The 18,864-nt window shown below is 70.7% G+C and carries 17 protein-coding genes; 11 read left to right on the top strand and 6 right to left on the bottom strand.

Features of this window, described 5'->3' with window-relative positions:
* Positions 1–72: 72 nt before the first annotated feature.
* Both ACWGE1_RS04675 and ACWGE1_RS04680 read right to left on the bottom strand, forming a co-directional pair.
* Entirely contained in the window at positions 73–1,323 is a 1,251-nt protein-coding gene (locus ACWGE1_RS04675) for a polyamine ABC transporter substrate-binding protein (RefSeq protein WP_453419109.1), read from the bottom strand.
* 69 nt (positions 1,324–1,392) lie between these two features.
* Positions 1,393–2,910, bottom strand: a complete 1,518-nt coding sequence (locus ACWGE1_RS04680) for a gamma-aminobutyraldehyde dehydrogenase (RefSeq protein WP_453419160.1) — start codon at positions 2,908–2,910, stop codon at positions 1,393–1,395.
* A 194-nt stretch (positions 2,911–3,104) separates the two neighbouring features.
* Here ACWGE1_RS04680 and ACWGE1_RS04685 point away from each other — a divergent pair, with 194 nt between their 5' ends.
* Together ACWGE1_RS04685 and ACWGE1_RS04690 are read left to right on the top strand one after the other, a co-directional pair.
* The gene (locus ACWGE1_RS04685) at positions 3,105–3,659 is read left to right on the top strand and encodes an NADAR family protein (protein ID WP_453419110.1); all 555 of its coding nucleotides are present in this window, start codon (positions 3,105–3,107) and stop codon (positions 3,657–3,659) included.
* A 481-nt stretch (positions 3,660–4,140) separates the two neighbouring features.
* On the top strand, positions 4,141–5,730 hold the full coding sequence (locus tag ACWGE1_RS04690; protein ID WP_453419111.1) for a TROVE domain-containing protein: 1,590 nt from the start codon (positions 4,141–4,143) through the stop codon (positions 5,728–5,730).
* A gap of 10 nt (positions 5,731–5,740) precedes the next feature.
* Here the strand turns inward: ACWGE1_RS04690 and ACWGE1_RS04695 are convergent, their stop codons facing one another.
* Entirely contained in the window at positions 5,741–6,427 is a 687-nt protein-coding gene (locus ACWGE1_RS04695) for a DUF4190 domain-containing protein (protein ID WP_453419112.1), read from the bottom strand.
* A 111-nt stretch (positions 6,428–6,538) separates the two neighbouring features.
* On the opposite strand from ACWGE1_RS04695, the gene ACWGE1_RS04700 reads away from it, so the two are divergent.
* The 5 genes from ACWGE1_RS04700 (at position 6,539) to ACWGE1_RS04720 (ending at position 11,494) form a co-directional block, all read left to right on the top strand.
* Positions 6,539–7,564: an adenosine deaminase gene (locus ACWGE1_RS04700; RefSeq protein ID WP_453419113.1), complete on the top strand. Its 1,026-nt coding sequence runs from the start codon at positions 6,539–6,541 to the stop codon at positions 7,562–7,564.
* 36 nt (positions 7,565–7,600) lie between these two features.
* A complete protein-coding gene (locus ACWGE1_RS04705) occupies positions 7,601–8,290 on the top strand; it encodes a glycerophosphodiester phosphodiesterase (protein ID WP_453419114.1) in 690 nt (229 codons plus the stop codon).
* Positions 8,291–8,310: 20 nt separating this feature from the next.
* Positions 8,311–9,456 (top strand): sensor histidine kinase, encoded by a 1,146-nt coding sequence (locus tag ACWGE1_RS04710; RefSeq protein WP_453419161.1) that lies wholly within the window; start codon positions 8,311–8,313, stop codon positions 9,454–9,456.
* Positions 9,453–10,130: a response regulator gene (locus ACWGE1_RS04715; RefSeq protein ID WP_453419115.1), complete on the top strand. Its 678-nt coding sequence runs from the start codon at positions 9,453–9,455 to the stop codon at positions 10,128–10,130. The genes ACWGE1_RS04710 and ACWGE1_RS04715 overlap by 4 nt, the downstream gene beginning before the upstream one ends.
* Before the next feature lie 149 nt (positions 10,131–10,279).
* Positions 10,280–11,494: a serine hydrolase domain-containing protein gene (locus tag ACWGE1_RS04720; RefSeq protein WP_453419116.1), complete on the top strand. Its 1,215-nt coding sequence runs from the start codon at positions 10,280–10,282 to the stop codon at positions 11,492–11,494.
* Here ACWGE1_RS04720 and ACWGE1_RS04725 read toward each other — a convergent pair.
* The 3 genes from ACWGE1_RS04725 to ACWGE1_RS04735 form a co-directional block, all read right to left on the bottom strand.
* Complete coding sequence (locus tag ACWGE1_RS04725) at positions 11,484–12,029, bottom strand: hypothetical protein (protein WP_453419117.1); 546 nt, start codon at positions 12,027–12,029, stop codon at positions 11,484–11,486. The genes ACWGE1_RS04720 and ACWGE1_RS04725 overlap by 11 nt on opposite strands.
* Before the next feature lie 75 nt (positions 12,030–12,104).
* A complete protein-coding gene (locus ACWGE1_RS04730) occupies positions 12,105–13,283 on the bottom strand; it encodes an ABC transporter substrate-binding protein (RefSeq protein WP_453419118.1) in 1,179 nt (392 codons plus the stop codon).
* Positions 13,284–13,375: 92 nt separating this feature from the next.
* Positions 13,376–14,815 (bottom strand): gamma-aminobutyraldehyde dehydrogenase, encoded by a 1,440-nt coding sequence (locus ACWGE1_RS04735; protein ID WP_453419119.1) that lies wholly within the window; start codon positions 14,813–14,815, stop codon positions 13,376–13,378.
* 168 nt (positions 14,816–14,983) lie between these two features.
* On the opposite strand from ACWGE1_RS04735, the gene ACWGE1_RS04740 reads away from it, so the two are divergent.
* The 4 genes from ACWGE1_RS04740 to ACWGE1_RS04755 all read left to right on the top strand — a co-directional run bounded on the left by ACWGE1_RS04740 (position 14,984) and on the right by ACWGE1_RS04755 (position 18,850).
* On the top strand, positions 14,984–15,487 hold the full coding sequence (locus tag ACWGE1_RS04740) for an Lrp/AsnC family transcriptional regulator (protein WP_007266859.1): 504 nt from the start codon (positions 14,984–14,986) through the stop codon (positions 15,485–15,487).
* Positions 15,472–16,851: an aspartate aminotransferase family protein gene (locus ACWGE1_RS04745; protein ID WP_453419120.1), complete on the top strand. Its 1,380-nt coding sequence runs from the start codon at positions 15,472–15,474 to the stop codon at positions 16,849–16,851. Before ACWGE1_RS04740 ends, ACWGE1_RS04745 begins: the two co-directional genes overlap by 16 nt.
* 185 nt (positions 16,852–17,036) lie before the next feature.
* Complete coding sequence (locus tag ACWGE1_RS04750) at positions 17,037–17,795, top strand: ABC transporter ATP-binding protein (protein WP_453419121.1); 759 nt, start codon at positions 17,037–17,039, stop codon at positions 17,793–17,795.
* The gene (locus ACWGE1_RS04755) at positions 17,777–18,850 is read left to right on the top strand and encodes a hypothetical protein (RefSeq protein WP_453419122.1); all 1,074 of its coding nucleotides are present in this window, start codon (positions 17,777–17,779) and stop codon (positions 18,848–18,850) included. The genes ACWGE1_RS04750 and ACWGE1_RS04755 overlap by 19 nt, the downstream gene beginning before the upstream one ends.
* The last annotated feature ends 14 nt before the right edge of the window (positions 18,851–18,864 follow it).

The raw sequence follows: 18,864 nt of genomic DNA on the forward strand, positions 1-18,864 counted from the left end.
GCCGGGCAGCGCCGCCGCCGGAGTCGTCCGGCGGTCGGCGGCCCGGTCCGGCGGGTCGCCGCAAGGCGTGCGTCAGGCGCCGATGAGCTTGGCGAACTTCTCCTCGTACGCCGTCTCTTCCTCGCTGGTGAGGGAGCGGAAGGCGTGGGCCTTGGCGGCCATCGCCTTGTCCGGGACGATCAGGGGGTTGTCCGCGAGCGCGGGATCGATCTTGGCCAGCTCGTCCTTGACGCCCTCGACCGGGCAGACGTAGCTGATGTACGCGGCCAGCTGGGCCGCGATGGGCGGCTCGTAGTAGAAGTCGATGAGCTTCTCCGCGTTGGCCTTGTGCCGGGCCTTGGCGGGGACCAGGAGGTTGTCGCTGGAGGTGATGTACCCGGGGGCGGGAATGGCGTACTTGATGTCCGGGTTGCCGGCCTGGAGCTGGATGATGTCCCCGGCCCAGGCGAGGCAGGCGGCGAGGTCGCCCTTGTCGAGGTCGGAGGTGTAGTCGTTGCCGGTGAAGCGGCGGATCTGGTTCTTGTCCACGCCCTTCTGGAGCCGGCCGATCGCCTCGTCGAAGTCGGCGGTGGTGAAGGTCGCCGGGTCCTTGCCCTGGTCGAGCAGGGTCATGCCGACGGTGTCGCGCATCTCGGTGAGGAAGCCGACGCGGCCCTTGAGGGAGGGGTCGTCGAGCATCTGGGTGACGGAGTCGACCTTCTTGCCGCCCGTCGCCTTCTCGTTGTAGGCGATGACGGTGTCGATGCCGGTCCAGGGGTAGCTGTACGCCCGTCCCGGGTCCCAGTCGGGGGTGCGGAACTGCGGGATCAGGTTGGCGTAGGCGTGCGGGAGGTGCGAGGGATCCAGCTTCTGCGCCCAGCCGAGGCGGATGATGCGGGCGGCCAGCCAGTCGGTGACCACGATCAGGTCGCGGCCGGTGTCCTGGCCGGCCGCGAGCTGGGGGCGGATCTTGCCGAAGAACTCGACGTTGTCGTTGATGTCCTCGGTGTACTTGACCTTGATCCCGGTCCGCTTGGTGAACTCCTCCAGCGTGGGACGGCTCTTCTCGTCCTCGCTGGTGTCCATGTACTCGGTCCAGTTGGAGAAGTTGATCTCCTTCTCCCCGGCCGAGTGGTCGTCGGAGGCCACGGCCGCGTCGCCCTCGCGTTTGGCGGGCGGGATCCCGCACGCGGCGAGGGTGGACAGCCCGCCGAGGGTGAGCGCTCCGACTCCGGAGGCGCGCAGCAGCGAGCGGCGGGTGAGGGCGCCGCGCCCGCTGTCAAGGCTGCGCCGCATCGCGGCGAGTTGCGCCGCCGAGAGGCGGTCGGGCTCGAACTGCTCCATGCGCTGTGCCCTTTCGGGAGGTGTACCGCTGGTCAGGCGGTGGGCCCACGCGGCGATAGCCGCAGATGGTTACGGACGGTCCCCGAAGATCGTGCGGTGCCAGTCCTTCTCGGCGACCGCGGTGTTGTCGTACATCACGTGCTTGACCTGCGTGTACTCCTCGAAGGAGTAGGTCGACATGTCCTTTCCGAAGCCGCTGGCCTTGTAGCCCCCGTGGGGCATCTCGCTGATGATCGGAATGTGGTCGTTGACCCAGACGCAGCCCGCCTTGATCTCGCGGGTGGCCCGGTTCGCCCGGTAGAGGTCGCGGCTCCAGGCGGAGGCCGCGAGCCCGTAGGGGGTGTCGTTGGCCAGCTCGATCCCCTCGTCGTCGGTGTCGAAGGGCAGCACGACGAGGACCGGACCGAAGATCTCGGACTGGACCACCTCGCTGTCCTGGGCGGCGCCGGCGATGAGGGTGGGCCGGTAGTACGCGCCCCCGGCCAGGTCCCCGGCCGGGATCTCGCCGCCGGTGACGACGGTGGCGTAGCCGCGGGCGCGCTCGACGAACCCGGCGACCCGGTCGCGCTGGGCGTGCGAGACCAGCGGGCCGAGGTCGGTGGTGGGCGCGAAGGGGTCGCCGAGGCGGACGCTCTCCATCAGCTCGGCCACGCGGGCGACGAAGGCGTCGTGCAGGGGGCGCTGGACGTAGGCGCGGGTGGCGGCCGTGCAGTCCTGGCCGGCGTTGATGAGGGAGGCGGCGACGGCGCCGTGCGCGGCGGCCTCCAGGTCGGCGTCGTCGAAGACGAGGAAGGGGGCCTTGCCGCCGAGCTCCAGGTGGAGCCGCTTGACGGTGGCGGTGGCGATCTCGGCGACCCGCTTGCCGACGGCGGTGGAGCCGGTGAAGGAGGTCATCACCACGTCGGGGTGGCCCACCAGGTGCTCCCCGGCCTCCCGGCCGGCGCCGGTGACGATGTTGATCACGCCGTCCGGCAGGCCCGCGTCCTTGGCCGCCTGCGCGAACATCAGGGAGGTCAGCGGGGTGAGCTCGGCGGGCTTGAGGACGATGGTGTTGCCCGCGGCGATCGCCGGGAGGATCTTCCAGGCGGCCATCTGCAGCGGATAGTTCCAGGGTGCGATGGAGCCGACGACCCCGATGGCCTCGCGGCGTACGTACGAGGTGTGGTCGCCCGAGTACTCGGCGGCCGCCTGCCCCTGCAGGTGCCGGGCCGCGCCCGCGAAGAAGGCGGTGTTGTCGATGGTCCCCGGTACGTCGAACTCCGTGGACAGCTTGATCGGCTTGCCGCACTGGAGGGACTCGGCGTACGCAAAGTCCTCGGCCTGCTCGGCCAGTACGGCGGCCAGTCGGTGCAGGGCGTCCGAACGCTCGCCGGGGGTGGCGCCGGACCAGCCCGGGAAGGCCCTCCTGGCGGCGGCGACGGCGTCGTCGACGTCCGCGGTGCTCGCGAGCTCGTAGGTGAGGACCTCGTCGCCGGTCGCCGGGTCGACCACGGTGTGTGACCGACCGGAGGTGCCGGGCCTCAGCTGCCCGTCGATGTACTGCGCGCCGTCTGCGAAGCGGTCTTTGACCTGGAAGCGGTTGCCCATCACGCTCTCACGCTCTCCGTAGCTACAGTTCGAGCTACAGCTCGAATTGAGTGCCGATCCTGGCAGAGGTGGTGCCCTCGGCCAAGTGATTCCGTTGTTGCCTTTTGATTACGCGACGGAATCGGTCGACCATGTGTCGAGGCACACCGAAAAACCCGTACGAAGTGTCAGTGGCGACTGCCAGACTCGCGTGCATGGAGATGATCGACAATCTGATCAAGCAGGTCAGCCGTGGTGAGCGGGTGAAGTACCTGCCGTTCTGGGGGCACCGCCCGCGGCCGGACGGCAGTCTCGGCCCGAGCTGCCTCAGCCAGTGGTGGCCCTCCGCCTTCACTGTCGGTGACGTCCGTTATGCGACCGCGGAGCACTGGATGATGGCCGGCAAGGCCCGGCTGTTCGGCGACGCCGAGGCCGAGCGCGCCGCGCTGGAGGCCAGGAGCCCGGCCGAGGCGAAGAAGGTCGGGCGGCTCGTGCGCGACTTCGACAACGCGGTGTGGGAGCGGGAGCGCTTCGCCCTGGTGGTGGAGGGCAGCGTGCACAAGTTCGACTCCGACCCGGCACTGCGCGGGTACCTGCTGGGCACCGGGAACCGGGTGCTGGTGGAGGCGAGCCCGATGGACCGGATCTGGGGCATCGGGCTGGCGGCCGACGACGAGCGCGCCCTGGACCCGGCACGCTGGCGGGGGCTGAACCTGCTGGGCTTCGCCCTCATGGAGGCCCGCGCGCAGCTGCGCGACACCGGCGCGTGACCGGAGCGGCGCCGGGTCGCGGCCGAGCTCAGAAGTATTGCGTGGCGGGCAAGGGAGGCCGTGCCCTAACGTGATCCTCGTCCAGGTGCGCAGGCGAGACCTACTTCGAGTGTCGCGGGTTCGACCCCCGCCACCGGCTCCGGCCGGTGTAGCTCAGCAGGTAGAGCACCGCGTGGTTTCGCCGACGATGTTCTCCGGACACCTACGTCACGCACCTCCCGGTGCGCGGGCTGCGGCTCCTTCCTTCCAGAGAATCCAAGCCGCCGCCACCTTGATCTCGGGAGGCACGCGTGCGGGATGCCCGGTGCGCAGGCAACGGTTACTTCTTCCATTCAGCGGGTCGCGGGTTCGAGTCCCGCCCGGCTCCGGCCGGTAGCTCAGATGGTGAGAGCAGCTGACACAAGTCCGTCGCCGACTTCGGATCTCGGGCATCCCGCACGTCACGCCTCTCCCCAATCGCTTTGAATTCGGGGGGATTCACATGGCTCGTTTCAACCTGCGCCGGAGCCGGTCGGCATCCGCCGCGCCCACCTCACCCGTCCGCTCCACCGGACCCGCCCGCACCCACCAGGGCGGCTCGGGCCATCTGCGCGACGCGCGCTCCGAGCTGTTCCTGCTCGCCGTCGCCAACTTCGTGACGCAGCAGACCGCGTACGAGAGCGGCGAGGCACGCGACGACCGCTTCTCGGCGCTCGTGCGCACCCTCGCCGTCGAGGATCCCGTGTGGACGGCCGGACTGCTGGGCTGGCTGCGCGGGGACGCGAACATGCGGACCGCCTCGCTCGTCGGCGCCGCCGAGTACGTGAAGGCCCGGCTCGACGCGGGCGCCACCGACGGGCCTTCGAACCGCCAGGTCGTGGACTGCGTCCTGCAGCGCGCGGACGAGCCCGGTGAGCTGCTGGCCTACTGGACGGCGACGTACGGGCGGAGCGTGCCCAAGCCCGTCAAGCGCGGTATCGCCGACGCCGTGCGCCGGCTCTACTCCGGCACCTCGCTGCTGAAGTACGACACCGACTCCAGGGCCTTCCGCTTCGGTGACGTCCTCAACCTCGTCCACGCCTCCCCCGACCCGGCCAAGCCCTGGCAGGGCGAGCTGTTCCGCCACGCCCTCGACCGCAGGCACCATCCGGAGAGCGCGCAGATCCCGGCGGGCAACCGCACCCTCGCGGCCCACCGGGCGCTGATGGAGCTGCCGGTGGAGCAGCGGCGTGCCGTGGTCACCGCCCCGGACGCAGCGGAGCGGCTCGCGGAGGCGGGCATGACCTGGGAGGCGCTGGCCGGTTGGCTGCAGGGACCGATGGACGCGACCGCCTGGGAGGCGGTCATTCCGTCCATGGGTGCGATGGCGCTGCTGCGCAACCTGCGCAACTTCGACCAGGCCGGGGTCTCGGACGCGGTGGCCGCGCAGGTCGCGGCGAAGATCTCCGACCCGGAGGTCGTCGCCCGGTCCCGGCAGTTCCCCTTCCGCTACCTGGCCGCCTATCAGCACGCACCCTCGCTGCGCTGGGCGTACCCGCTGGAGCAGGCGCTCGGCCACTCGCTGGCCAACGTACCGGCGCTGCCCGGCCGGACGCTGGTCCTCGTCGACCGGTCCGGGTCGATGTGGTCCCCGCTGTCGGACCGCTCCCGGCTCAACCGGGCGGACGCCGCGGCCGTTTTCGGTGCGGCGCTGGCGCTGCGGGCCGAGCAGGCCGACCTGGTGCAGTTCGGTACGACCAGCCAGGCGGTCCAGTGCCTGCGGGGCGAGTCGGTGCTGAAGGTGCTGGAGCGGTTCGGTGATCTCGGGGGGACCTACACGGCCAAGGCCGTGAAGAAGCACTACCGGGGCCACGACCGGGTGCTGATCGTCACCGACGAGCAGGCCGCCGCGTACGGCTACGGCGGGGATCCGACGGCCGAGGTGCCGTCCACGGTCCCGGTGTACACCTGGAACCTGGCCGGCTACCGGGTGGGGCACGCACCCTCCGGCGGAGCGAACCGGCACACCTTCGGCGGGCTCACCGACAGCGCCTTCCGGATGGTGTCCCTGATCGAGGCCGGCCGCGACGCCGACTGGCCGTGGGCGTCCTGAGACGGCCCGGTCAGATCTTCTCGCGCACCCGGGAGTTGTCGTAGGGGCTGTCGTAGGGCGAGTCGTCGACCGAGCCCCGGTCCATGAAACCGGCGAACATGACCGCGATCATCAGGGCGCCCAGCACGATGCCGATCGCGCCCAGAATGATGCCGGCGAGCGCCATCCCGCCGTTGTCGGCCTCGCCGCGGCTCGCCTTGCCGCGGCCGAGGACGCCGAGGACGACCGCCGTGATCCCGAGCGCGATCGCTATGAAGCTGGTGATGCAGCCGACGACGGCGACGATGCCGAAGACGAGCGCGGCGATGCCGAGGCCGTTGCTGCGCTGCGCCCCGTAGGGCGGGTAGGAACCGTGGCCCGGATGTCCCGGGTATCCCGGGTACCCGGATTGAGCGGGATATCCGGGGTAACCCGCGTCCCCCGGGTACCCGTAGCCGGGCTGGGCCGGATACCCGTACGCGGGTGTCGCGGGCGGCCCGGTCATCGGTATCGGGGGCTGGGTTGCTGCCGGGGCCCGGTCCGGGGCGGGCGGGAGGAGCTGGTGGCCCGGCATCCCGGCGAGCGTGGGCTGGTCGTGCACGGACGGCGGGCCCGACACGCCCGGCGCGCCGTGCTCCCCCCGCGCCTTGCCCAGCTCGACCGCCGGCCGCTCCGGCGGCGCCCACGGGTCTCGCGGCTCGGGACTGCTGTCGGTCATACGGCGCCCCCCTCTCGTACAGCCATGCTAAGCGCTGCCACCGACAGTCACGGGCGTGCCTACGATGAATCCCGACCTGCCCGCACCCGCGTCCTCCCGGAGGCACTCCCCATGACCGACCTGCACCCCTTCATCGCGGGGCTGCCCAAGGCCGAACTCCACGTCCACCACGTCGGCTCGGCATCCCCGCGCATCGTGGCCGAGCTCGCCTCCCGGCACCCCGACTCGAAGGTCCCCACGGATCCCGAGGCCCTCGCCGACTACTTCACCTTCACCGACTTCGCGCACTTCATCGAGGTCTACCTGTCGGTGGTCGACCTGGTCCGCACCCCGGACGACGTCCGCACCCTCACCTTCGAAGTCGCCCGCGACATGGCCCGGCAGAACATCCGCTACGCCGAGCTGACCATCACCCCGTACTCCTCCACCCGCCGCGGCATCGACGAGAAGGCCTTCATGGAGGCCATCGAGGACGCCCGCAGGGCCGCCGAGGCCGAACTCGGCGTCATCCTGCGCTGGTGCTTCGACATTCCGGGCGAGGCCGGCCTGGAGGCCGCGGCCGAGACCGCCCGGCTCGCCGTCGACCACCGCCCCGAGGGCCTGGTCTCCTTCGGCCTCGGCGGCCCCGAGATCGGCGTCCCGCGCCCGCAGTTCAAGCCGTACTTCGACGCGGCCCGCGCCGCCGGCCTGCGCAGCGTCCCGCACGCCGGCGAGACCACCGGCCCGGAGACGATCTGGGACGCCATCCGCGAGCTGGGCGCCGAGCGCATCGGCCACGGCACCAGCGCCACCCAGGACCCGGAGCTGCTCGCGTACCTCGCCGAGCACCGGATCGCGCTGGAGGTCTGCCCGACCTCCAACATCGCCACCCGCGCGGTGACCGACCTCGACCGGCACCCGGTGAAGGAGATGGTCGCCGCGGGCGTCCTCGTCACCATCAACAGCGACGACCCGCCGATGTTCGGTTCCGACCTCAACAACGAGTACGCGGTGGCCGCCCGCCTCCTCGACCTCGACGAGCTCGGGCTCGCGCAGCTCGCCAAGAACGCCGTCGAGGCCTCCTTCCTGGACCCGGCCGGCAAGGCGAAGCTGAGCGCGGAGATCGACACGTACACCGCCGAATGGCTCGCGCGCTGACCCCTCCCCGGCAACTGCGCCCCTGAGAATGGGGACATGAGCACTCTGACTGCCGTCGGCCACCGCGGCGACCCCTACCGCGTCCGTGAGAACACCCTGGCCTCGATCCGCTCCGCCTTCGCGCGCGGGGCGGACGCCGTCGAGATCGACGTACGGCTGACCCGTGACGGGGTGCCGGTCCTGCTGCACGACGAGACGCTCCAGCGGCTGTGGGGCCATGACGTACGCCTCGACGACGTCGCGGCTCCACAGCTGCGGGAGCTGACGCAGGGCGGGGTGCCCACGCTGCGCGACGCACTGATGGCCGCGGGGGCGGGCCTGCTGATGCTCGACCTCCCGGGCGCCACGCCCGAGGCGGTACGGACCGTCGTCGGCCAGGTCCGTGAATGCGGGGCGCGCGAGCGGACGTCCTACTGCGCCGGCCCCGACACGATGCTGGCGGTGCGCGCCGCCGATCCGGGCGCGGAGATCGCGCTGACCTGGACCACGCTGAACCCGCCGCGGCGCGCGCTGATCGATGCCGTGGCGCCGCGCTGGCTCAACTACCGCTTCGGGCTGGTGGACCGGGAGCTGGTGGACGCGCTCCACCGGGACGGCCTGCTGGTGTCGGCCTGGACCGCGGACACCCGGCGGACGGTGAAGGCACTCGTCGCGGCCGGGGTCGACTCGATCACCACGAACCGGCTGGACGTGCTGACGGCGGTACGGGCCGGGCTCGGGCGGTGATACGGGTCCTCGGGGAGCACATCCGGCGCGCGGATCCCCGCTGGCAGGACCTCGGGCTGATGCTGTTGGTGCAGGTGGCGACGACGATCCCGTTCGTCGTGCCGCGGGGGCCGGGCGACTCGCCGGCCACCGGGGCGGCGTACCTGCTGACCATGCTGATCAACGTGCCGCTGGTCTGGCGCCGGCGGGCTCCGGTGTGGGTGATGTTCGCCGTGATCGCGGCCGGTTCGGTCTACCGGCTGTCGCTGGACGGTCCCGGGCAGCCCCTGCCGTACGCGCCGCTGATCGCCGTCTACACGATCTCGCTGCTCTGCCCGCCGCGGGTGCGCCTCGTGATGGGGGCGGTCGTGGTGGTGGCCATCGTGGGCTCCGTGGCGCTGAACACCACGACGGCCAGGGAGCTGCTGTTCTCGCTGTTCGTCTTCGGGGCGGCGTTCGCGCTGGGCCGGCTGCAGGCCACCCGGCAGGCGTACACGGCGGCCGTCGAGGACCGGGCGGCGCAGCTGGAGCGCGCGAACCGGATCGAGGCGGAGCAGGCGGCGGCGCGCGAACGGGCGCGGATAGCGCGGGAGATGCACGACATCCTCTCGCACGCGGTCAGCATCATGATCGTGCAGGCCGAGGCGGGTCCGGTGGCGGTGCGCAGGGCACCGGCTCGGGCCGAGGCGGCCTTCGAGGCGATCGCCGAGACCGGGCGGGACGCGATGGCGCAGCTGCGCACGATGCTGGGTGTGCTCCGGACCGAGGAGGCGGGGGCTCCGCGAGCACCGCAGCCCGGAATCGGGGCGCTGCCGGCGCTCCTGGACCGGGTGCGGGCGAGCGGGCTGCGGGTGTCGTACGAGCGCTCGGGCGAGGTGCGCGAGCTGCCGGCGGCGCTGGAGGCGACGGTGCACCGGGTGGTGCAGGAGGCGCTGACGAACGTGGTGAAGCACGCCGGGGCCTCGGCGGTGGACGTACGGCTGGAGTACGGGCCGGGGGCGCTCACGGTGACGGTGACGGACAACGGCCGGGGACCCGGTGAGGGGTCGGGAGGGCACGGTCTGATCGGGATCCGCGAGCGGGCGGCGGCGCACGGCGGGACGGCGCGGACCGGTCCGGGCCCGGACGGCCGGGGCTTCTCGGTGCGGGTGGTCCTTGTAGCCTCGCCGCAGGAGGTGGGGAGTTGACGATCCGTGTGGTGGTGGCCGACGACCAGGAGCTGGTGCGCAGCGGGTTCGCGATGATCCTGGACGTCCAGGAGGACATCGAGGTCGTGGCGGAGGTGGGGGACGGCCGGGCCGCGGTGGAGGCGGTGGACCGGCTCGCTCCGGACGTGGCGCTGCTGGACATCCGGATGCCGGAGCTGGACGGGATCGAGGCGTGCCGGGCGATCTCGGCACGGAGCGCGTGCCGGACGGTGATGCTGACGACCTTCGACTCGGACGAGTACGTGTACGAGTCGCTGCACGCGGGGGCGAGCGGGTTCCTGCTGAAGGACGTGCGGCGGGACGATCTGGTGCACGCGGTACGGGTGGTGGCGGCGGGCGAGTCCCTGCTGGCGCCGTCGGTGGCGCGCAGGCTGATCGAGGAGTACACGACGGTGACGGGGGCTGCGGCGCGGGCCGAGCTGCCGGCGGGCCGGCTGGACGTACTGACGGCGCGGGAGCGGGAGACGCTGCTGCATCTGGGGCGGGGGCTGTCGAACGCGGAGATCGCGGCGGCGCTGGTGGTGAGCGAGCACACGGTGAAGTCGCATGTGGGGAACGTGCTGGCCAAGCTGGGTCTGCGGGACCGGATCCAGGCGGTGATCTGCGCGTACGAGACGGGCCTGATCGCGGCGGGTACTCCCGCTGGGGAGTGAGGCGACGGCGTGTCGCATCCCTCGCGCCGGTGAGTTGTCGTACCGGTGAAGACCCCTCTCGCTGGTGATCCGCAACTACCTCTGCGACCAGGAGCATTGAGGTCATCGGGGCACACGGCCCCGGTTCTCGCAGGGGGAGCACCTCAACCATGAACGCAACGACACGCGCACTGATCGCCACGGCCCTGGTGCTGGGGATCGCCTCCGGTCCTGCCGTCGCGCATGCCGCGCACGCTCCGGCCGCCACGGGTGCGGCCCCGGCGCCGGCTTCCTCGGGCGCGGCCGCGCCGGTGTTCTCGACGCCGCCGAACGCGGCGGCGCTGGAGAAGGCGATCGCCGGGCTCGGCGCCGGGCACAGGGACGCGACGGCCGCGCTGGTCCGCGTGGGCGGTACGAGCGGCAGCTGGCAGGGGCACTCCGGGGTGGCCGATGTCCGGACGGGGCGGGAGGCACTGGAGCGGGCGCGGTTCCGGGCGGGGTCGGTGACCAAGACCTTCACTGCGGCAGTGGTGCTCCAGCTCGCCGCCGAGGGGCGGGTGGAGCTGGACCGCCCGGTGCAGGAGTACCTGCCGGGCCTGCTGCCGGGGACCTTCCGGCCCGTCACCGTGCGGCAGCTGCTGAACTACACGAGCGGTATCCGCCCGGCCGACGGTCCGGGTGACACCTTCGAGGACGCCTATGCCCACCGGTTCGACCGGGACGACCCGCGGGCTCTGATCGCCAACGCGGTCGCCAAGGGGCCCGAGTTCGACCCGGGGACCCGGCAGCACTACCTCAACATCGACTACACGATCCTGGGCGTACTCATCGAGAAGGTGACGGGCAGCTCCTACGAACAGGCCCTGACCACCCGGATATTCAAGCCGCTGGGACTGCGCGACACCTCGCTTCCGCGCCCTGCGCAGACGCGGATACCGGGACCGCACCACCGCGGCTACCAGGCGGTGACCCGGGCCGACGGCACCCGGGAGCTGGTGGACGTGACGGAGTGGAATTCCTGGTCCAACTGGGCCGCCGGGGACCTGATATCGACCACTGCGGACCTGGAGCGATTCACCGTGGCCCTGTTCAGCGGGCGGCTGGTGCCGAGGGCGCAGCTGGAGGAGATGTTCACGGTGCCCGAGGTGAAGGACTTCGAGAGCGGGGAGGACGCGGCGCAGACGGCGGGGCTGAAGCGGCTGGTCCTGCCGGACGGCACGGTGACCTACGGCAAGACGGGCTCGCGCCACGGCTACAGCACCGTCATCGGCGGCACCCGCGACCTGTCGCGCACCCTCGTCCATTCGGTCAACTCCGTGGACGCCAAGGGGCAGGACACGAACCGAGTGGCCTTCGACATCGTGATGGCGGCGTTCAGCCGGTAGCGGGCCGGCCACCGGCCGCGGCCTCGGCCAGGGCCCCGACTCCGGTCCCGGCCTCGCGGTCCGGCCGGGGCGGCTCCGGCATGGCCTCCAGGCGCTTGATCATGCGATGGAGCACCAGCAGGGGGATCACTCCGAAGACCCCGAACGCCATGTCGATGACGCTCCACCAGAAGGGGATGCCGCGGATCGGGCCGCAGATCAGGGCCAGCGGTATCACTCCGGCGCAGGCGATCATGCCGGCCTCGACGATCCAGATGTTGCGGACCGGGTCGCGGTGGACCCCGTAGAAGAAGACGGCGATGACCAGGTGGGCGAAGGCGAGCCAGTCGGTTCCGTAAAGGAGGAAGGGGTAGTCGGCATCGGCCCGGTCCAGCCCGTCACCCACGCGCCGCAGCCACTCGTTGTCGATCAGCGCATTGGCCCAGCGGAGCTCACTGACCAGAGGGAAGGCCGTGAGGCCGCTGAGCACAAGGCAGATGAGGAACAGGGTCAACCAGGCACGGATCCGCCGCTGGAGGGCGCTTCTCTCGCTCATGACAGGAAGCCTACGCCTGTTTCTGAACGCGTTCAGCCAAAATGCTGAACATGTTCAGTTCGTGGGAGTCGCCGGTCAGAGTCCGACGATCGCGTTCCAGCGCCTGGCGAGGGACCGGCGCTCGGCCGAGGAGATGTCCCTGGCCACGACCAGCCTCTTGCGCATGTCCTCGTCGGGGAAGATCAGCGGGTTCTCGGCCAGTTCGGCGGTTTCCCTGTCGTCGGAGCCGGCCAGGACCTCCCGGGCGGCAGGGACCGGGCAGACGTAGTTGACGGAGGCGGCGAGCGAGGCCGCCACCTCCGGGTCGTAGTAGTAGTCGATGAGGGCCTCGGCGTTGGCCTTGTGCCGGGCCAGGTTGGGGACGAGCAGGCTCTCCGCCCAGAGCTCGGCCCCCTCCTCGGGGACGACGAACTCGATGTCGGGGTTGTCGGCCCGGAGCTGGATGGCGTCACCGGAGTAGGCCTGACAGGCGAGGACATCGCCCTTGCTCAGATCGGAGGTGTAGTCGTTGCCGGTGAACCGGCGGATGTGCTTCTTCTTCACCATGTTCTCGACCTGGTCGCACATCCGGTGGAAGTCGGACTCGGTCCAGCGGGTGACGTCCACGCCGTTGCCCTGCATCAGCAGGGCGAAGGACTCGTCGAGGCCCGAGAAGAGGGTGACCTTGCCCGCCAGGTCCGGTTGCCACAGGTCCTTGACCGACCTGATCTCCCGGCCCAGGGCCCGGCGGTTGTAGGCGACACCGGTGATCCCCGACTGCCAGGGGACGGTGTGCAGCCGCCCCTCGTCGAAGGCGGGAGAGCGCAGTTGCGGGTCCAGATGCCTGGTCACATTGGGCTGGGCCGACCGGTCCAGCTTCTGGGCCCAGCCCAGGTGGACGAAGCGGGCCGCCATCCAGTCACTGACCACGATCAGGTCGTGGCCGGTCTCCTGGCGGTTCATCAGGGCCGGGCTGACCTTGCCGAAGAACTCGTCGTTGTCGTTGATCTCCTCGGTGTACCGGACCTCGATGCCCGTCAGTTCCGAGAAGGCCTCCAGTGTCGGGCGGCGCTCCTCGTCCTCCTCGTCGGTGTCGATGTAGAGCGGCCAGTTGGAGAAGGCGACGCTCCGGTCCCGCTCGGAGCGGTCCGGGCCCTCGCGCCGCCCCTCGGGGACGTACGCGGCGGGCACACCGCAGCCGGAGAGGGCGGCCGACAGGCCCGCGGCACCGAGGCCGTACAGCGCAGAACGGCGGGAGAAGGCGAGTTCAGGCATGGGCACAGCCTCGGGGAACGCGGAAGGGCGGGCAATAGACATGTTGTCTACTGCCCGCCCCGTCAACGCTGTGCTGTGATCGATGCGGCCGATCAGCCGTCGAGCGAGGTCATCACGTGCTTGATGCGCGTGTAGTCCTCGAAGCCGTAGGCGGAGAGGTCCTTGCCGTAGCCGGACTTCTTGAAGCCACCGTGCGGCATCTCGGCGACGAGCGGGATGTGGGTGTTGATCCACACGCAGCCGAAGTCGAGGTTCCTGGACATCCGCATCGCGCGGCCGTGGTCCTTGGTCCACACCGAGGAGGCGAGGGCGAACTCGACGCCGTTCGCGTACTCCAGGGCCTGGTCCTCGTTCGTGAAGGACTGGACGGTGATGACGGGGCCGAAGACCTCGTTCTGGATGATCTCGTCGTCCTGCTTGAGGCCGGAGACCACGGTCGGGGCGTAGAAGTAGCCCTTCTCGCCGACCTGGTGGCCACCCGCCTCGACCTTGGCGTGGGCGGGGAGGCGCTCGATGAAGCCCGCGACCTGCTTCAGCTGGTTCGGGTTGTTCAGCGGGCCGTACAGCACGTCCTCGTCGTCCGGCTGGCCGGTCTTGGTGTCGGCGGCGGCCTTGGCGAGCGCAGACACGAACTCGTCGTGAATCGACTCGTGCACGAGCACACGGGTCGCGGCGGTGCAGTCCTGGCCGGCGTTGAAGTAACCGGCGACCGCGATGTCCTCGACGGCCTTGGGGATGTCGGCGTCCTCGAAGACCACGACCGGGGCCTTGCCACCGAGCTCCAGGTGGACGCGCTTGACGTCCTTGGAGGCGCTCTCGGCGACCTGCATGCCCGCGCGCACCGAGCCGGTGATGGAGGCCATCGCCGGGGTGGAGTGCTCGACCATGGCCTTGCCGGTCTCCCGGTCGCCGCAGATGACGTTGAAGACGCCCTTGGGCAGCACCGAGTCGATGATCTCCGCCATCAGCACGGTGGAGGCCGGGGTGGTGTCCGAGGGCTTGAGCACGACGGTGTTGCCCGCCGCGATGGCCGGGGCGAACTTCCACACGGCCATCATCATCGGGTAGTTCCACGGCGCGACCTGGGCACAGACGCCTACCGGCTCACGGCGGATGATCGAGGTCATCCCCTCCATGTACTCGCCGGCCGAGCGGCCCTCCAGGAGCCGTGCGGCACCCGCGAAGAAGCGGATCTGGTCCACCATCGGCGGCAGCTCCTCGCTGGCCGTCAGGGCCAGCGGCTTGCCGGTGTTCTCCGACTCGGCGGCGACGAGCTCGTCCGCGCGCGCCTCGAAGGCGTCCGCGATCTTCAGCAGCGCCTTCTGGCGCTCCGAGGGGGTGGTGTCGCGCCAGCCCGGGAAGGCGGCCGCGGCGGCGGCCATGGCGGCATCGACATCGGCCTGGCCCGAGAGCGGGGCGGTGGCGTACACCTCGCCGGTGGCCGGGTTGACCACCTCGGTGGTCCGCCCGTCGGCGGCGTCCTTGAACTCCCCGCCGATGTAGTTGCGCAGACGACGCAGTTCGGTGGTCACTACAGCCACACTCCTGATCACATGTCCAACGATTGAGACGATTACCAAGCCTAGCCTCTCGGCAGAGGCTTTCGACAGACCCGAAGGCCACCAACTACGAAATCAGTGAGATCTGAGTCGTCAAACAACGGATTTCATTGATTCCGCCTTGCGGAACAGACGACCCTCGTGCACAGTGAGGTCGTGGTCAGTCGAAGCGCAGATTCCAGGAACAGACAACCGTCCCCTTCGGTCGATGCTGTGTCCCTGGCGATCATCGAGCAACTGCAGGAGGACGGTCGCCGTCCCTATGCATCGATCGGCAAGGCCGTCGGCCTGTCCGAAGCAGCCGTGCGCCAGCGGGTGCAGAAGCTGCTCGACCAGGGCGTCATGCAGATCGTCGCCGTCACCGACCCGCTCACCGTGGGCCTGCGACGCCAGGCCATGGTCGGCATCAACGTCGAGGGCGACCTCGACCCGGTGGCCGATGCGCTGACCGCCATGGCCGAGTGCGAGTACGTGGTGATGACCGCCGGGTCGTTCGACCTGATGGTGGAGATCGTCTGCGAGGACGACGACCACCTGCTCGAAACGATCAACAAGAAGATCCGCACGCTCCCCGGCGTGCGATCAACCGAAAGCTTCGTTTACCTGAAGCTGAAGAAGCAGACCTACATGTGGGGAACCCGATAACCGTGAGCCAGGACCTCTCCAAGACCGCGTACGACCACCTGTGGATGCACTTCACCCGCATGTCGTCCTACGAGAACTCCCCCGTCCCCACCATCGTCCGGGGCGAGGGCACTTACATCTGGGACGACAAGGGCAAGCGCTACCTCGACGGTCTCGCCGGACTGTTCGTGGTCAACGCCGGTCACGGCCGCAAGGAACTGGCCGAGGTCGCCTACAAGCAGGCCCAGGAACTCGCGTTCTTCCCCATCTGGTCGTACGCCCACCCCAAGGCCGTCGAGCTCGCCGAGCGCCTCGCCCACTACGCCCCGGGCGACCTGAACAAGGTCTTCTTCACCACCGGTGGCGGTGAGGCCGTGGAGACCGCCTGGAAGCTCGCCAAGCAGTACTTCAAGCTGCAGGGCAAGCACACCAAGTACAAGGTCATCTCGCGTGCGGTCGCCTACCACGGCACTCCGCAGGGCGCCCTGTCCATCACGGGCCTGCCGGCCCTCAAGGCCCCCTTCGAGCCGCTGGTCCCCGGCGCGCACAAGGTGCCGAACACCAACATCTACCGCGCCCCGATCTTCGGCGACGACCCGGAGGCCTACGGCCGCTGGTGCGCCGACCAGATCGAGCAGGAGATCCTCTTCGAGGGTGCCGACACCGTCGCCGCCGTCTTCCTGGAGCCGGTGCAGAACGCCGGTGGCTGCTTCCCGCCGCCGCCCGGGTACTTCCAGCGGGTCCGCGAGATCTGCGACGAGTACGACGTCCTGCTCGTCTCCGACGAGACGATCTGTGCGTTCGGCCGCCTCGGCACGATGTTCGCCTGTGACAAGTTCGACTACGTCCCGGACATGATCACTTGCGCCAAGGGCATGACCTCGGGCTACTCCCCGATCGGTGCCTGCATCATCTCCGACCGCCTCGCGGAGCCGTTCTACAAGGGCGAGAACACCTTCCTGCACGGCTACACCTTCGGCGGCCACCCGGTCTCCTCGGCGGTCGCGCTGGCCAACCTCGACATCTTCGACAAGGAAGGCCTCAATCAGCACGTGCTGAACAACGAGGACGCCTTCCGCTCGACGCTGGAGAAGCTGCACGACCTGCCGATCGTCGGCGACGTCCGCGGCAACGGCTACTTCTACGGCATCGAGCTCGTCAAGGACAAGGTCACGAAGGAGTCCTTCACGGACGAGGAGACGGAGCGCGTGCTCTACGGCTTCCTCTCCAAGGCGCTCTTCGAGAACGGCCTGTACTGCCGGGCCGACGACCGCGGTGACCCGGTCATCCAGCTCGCGCCGCCGCTGATCGCCGACCAGGGCACCTTCGACGAGATCGAAGGCATCCTGCGCTCGGTGCTCACCGAGGCATGGACCAAGCTGTAACCGGTCGCTGAGCCGTCCGAGCCGCAGTAGTCCGACCACACGGCCCGGATCCCCCGTTCGAGTGAGAACGCGGGGGTCCGGGCCGTGTGCTGTCACCATCCAAGCGGTTCATCTCTTTACATCTCAGTGCGGCGCCAGTGACTTCATCCGGTTCCGCTTCGTTCCCTCGGACGGAGGTGTACGCCATGGTGGCTCCACCGGACATTGCCCCGCCTGACAATGACGTCCTGTGGGCTCGGTCCCTTCACTACTCCCACGACAGCTCCCCCGCCCTCGTCGAGGTCTCCGTCGCGGTCCGCCAGGGCGAGATCCTCGCCCTGACCGGCCCCCGCGGCAGCGGCAAGACCACGCTGCTCCGCTGCCTGTCCGGGCAGCTGCGACCCCAGCAGGGCGAGGTCTGGTTCAACAGCGTCCCCGTGCACACCATGGGCAGGCTCATCCGTGAACGGCTGCGCCGCGACCGGTTCGGCTGGATCGGCCCCGAGCCCCAGCTGCTGCCCGAGCTGAAGGTCTGGGAGAACGCGGCCCTGCCGCTGCTGCTCGCCGGGGCCTCCCACCGCAGCGCCCGCAACGCCGCCTGCGAATGGCTGGACCGCCTCGACATCGGCGGCTTCGCCCGCAAGCGCCCCGGCGCGCTGAGCCGCGCCGAGTCCCAGCGCGTCGCCCTCGCCCGGGCCCTGGTCAACGAGCCCGCGGTGATCTTCGCCGACGAGCCCACGGCCCCGCTGCACCGCACCGAGCGGGCCCTGCTGCTCCGTGCGCTGACCACCGCGGCCCGCTCCCACGACATCACCGTGCTGCTGGCCACCCACGACGAGGCCACCGCGGCCGTCGCGGACCGCCGGATCGGCCTGCTGGACGGCCGCCTCGCGGGTGCGGCGGCCGCCGTCTCCCCCGTCGCCGACACCACGGAGGACCAGGCCGCGTGCTCGCTCTCCGCCTAGCCCGTGGTTCCCGGCCCCTCGTCCAGCTGCGGCGGCTCCTCGTCGCCGCCGCCTCGGCCGGGACGGGCTTCCTGCTGCTCTACGTACTCGCCGGGGCCGTGGCCCAGCCCGCCGGATCGTTCCCTCGCCTGCTGTGGGCCCTGATCCCGCTGGCCGTCACCGTCCACTTCGCCGTCGTCGTGGCCCGGGCCGACCCCGCGACCCAGCCCCGCGAGGGACTGGACGCCGCCGGGCTGGGACCCGTTCGGCTCATGCTGGTCGCCGCCGTCTCGACCGCCGTCGCCTGTGCCCTCGGCGCCGCCCTGGCCCTCGCCGCCTTCCTCCACCTGCGCGGGGATCTGGCCGGGCTGCCGTTCGACGGGGCCGGGGCGAAGCTGCTCCACGCCGACCAGCCGCTGCCCGTGGCGGGCGCCCTCACCCTGCTGGTCCTGATCCCGCTGACCGCCTCGGCCGCCACCGCCCTCGCACTGCGCCCGCACCCGCCGCTGGCCCCGCAGACCGGACTGCCCTGGGGCATCGCACTGACCGCATGCGGGCTCGCGGTCCTGGCCTACGCCGGCCGGGGCGGCGCCGGGATGCTCCTCGGCTGGTCGCTGACCGCGGTCGGGCTCGCCCTCGCCGGACCGGGGCTCGCCTACGCCTGCGGGAGCCTGGTCCAGGCCGTGCGCCCGGGCGCGCTCCGGCTGCTCGCCGGGCGGATCCTCCAGGAGGAGGCCCCCCGGATCGGCCCGCCGCTGGGCGTGCTGTGCTCGGTGATCGCGGGGGCCCTGACCGCCCTCGCCCTGCGCGACCGGGGCGGCCTGCCCGTCCCGCTGGGCCCGCTGACCTGGCCGACCGCCGCCCTGGTGACCCTGTGCGCCGCCGCGACCCTTCTCACATCCGTGGTGGAGGCCCGCCGGAGCCGGGAACCCGCACGCACGGCCCTGCTCGACCTCGGCGCCCCCTCCAACGTCCTTCGCACGGCCGCGAGTCTGCGGGCCACGGCGCTCCTGGCCGTGTGCGCGACCCTCAGCTGGGGTGTGGCGCAGCTGACGTCGCTGGCACTGACCCGCTGAGCCGGGCAGCCCTT

The sequence above is a fragment of the Streptomyces sp. NPDC054932 genome (assembly GCF_053610205.1).

What these genes read in the sequence shown, in the direction of transcription:
- ACWGE1_RS04675 (WP_453419109.1), bottom strand. Translation starts at nt 1,323, where the DNA reads ATGGAGCAGTTCGAGCCCGACCGCCTCTCGGCGGCGCAACTCGCCGCG.
- ACWGE1_RS04680 (WP_453419160.1), bottom strand. Translation starts at nt 2,910, where the DNA reads ATGGGCAACCGCTTCCAGGTCAAAGACCGCTTCGCAGACGGCGCGCAG.
- ACWGE1_RS04685 (WP_453419110.1), top strand. Translation starts at nt 3,105, where the DNA reads ATGGAGATGATCGACAATCTGATCAAGCAGGTCAGCCGTGGTGAGCGG.
- ACWGE1_RS04690 (WP_453419111.1), top strand. Translation starts at nt 4,141, where the DNA reads ATGGCTCGTTTCAACCTGCGCCGGAGCCGGTCGGCATCCGCCGCGCCC.
- ACWGE1_RS04695 (WP_453419112.1), bottom strand. Translation starts at nt 6,427, where the DNA reads ATGACCGACAGCAGTCCCGAGCCGCGAGACCCGTGGGCGCCGCCGGAG.
- ACWGE1_RS04700 (WP_453419113.1), top strand. Translation starts at nt 6,539, where the DNA reads ATGACCGACCTGCACCCCTTCATCGCGGGGCTGCCCAAGGCCGAACTC.
- ACWGE1_RS04705 (WP_453419114.1), top strand. Translation starts at nt 7,601, where the DNA reads ATGAGCACTCTGACTGCCGTCGGCCACCGCGGCGACCCCTACCGCGTC.
- ACWGE1_RS04720 (WP_453419116.1), top strand. Translation starts at nt 10,280, where the DNA reads ATGAACGCAACGACACGCGCACTGATCGCCACGGCCCTGGTGCTGGGG.
- ACWGE1_RS04725 (WP_453419117.1), bottom strand. Translation starts at nt 12,029, where the DNA reads ATGAGCGAGAGAAGCGCCCTCCAGCGGCGGATCCGTGCCTGGTTGACC.
- ACWGE1_RS04730 (WP_453419118.1), bottom strand. Translation starts at nt 13,283, where the DNA reads ATGCCTGAACTCGCCTTCTCCCGCCGTTCTGCGCTGTACGGCCTCGGT.
- ACWGE1_RS04750 (WP_453419121.1), top strand. Translation starts at nt 17,037, where the DNA reads ATGGTGGCTCCACCGGACATTGCCCCGCCTGACAATGACGTCCTGTGG.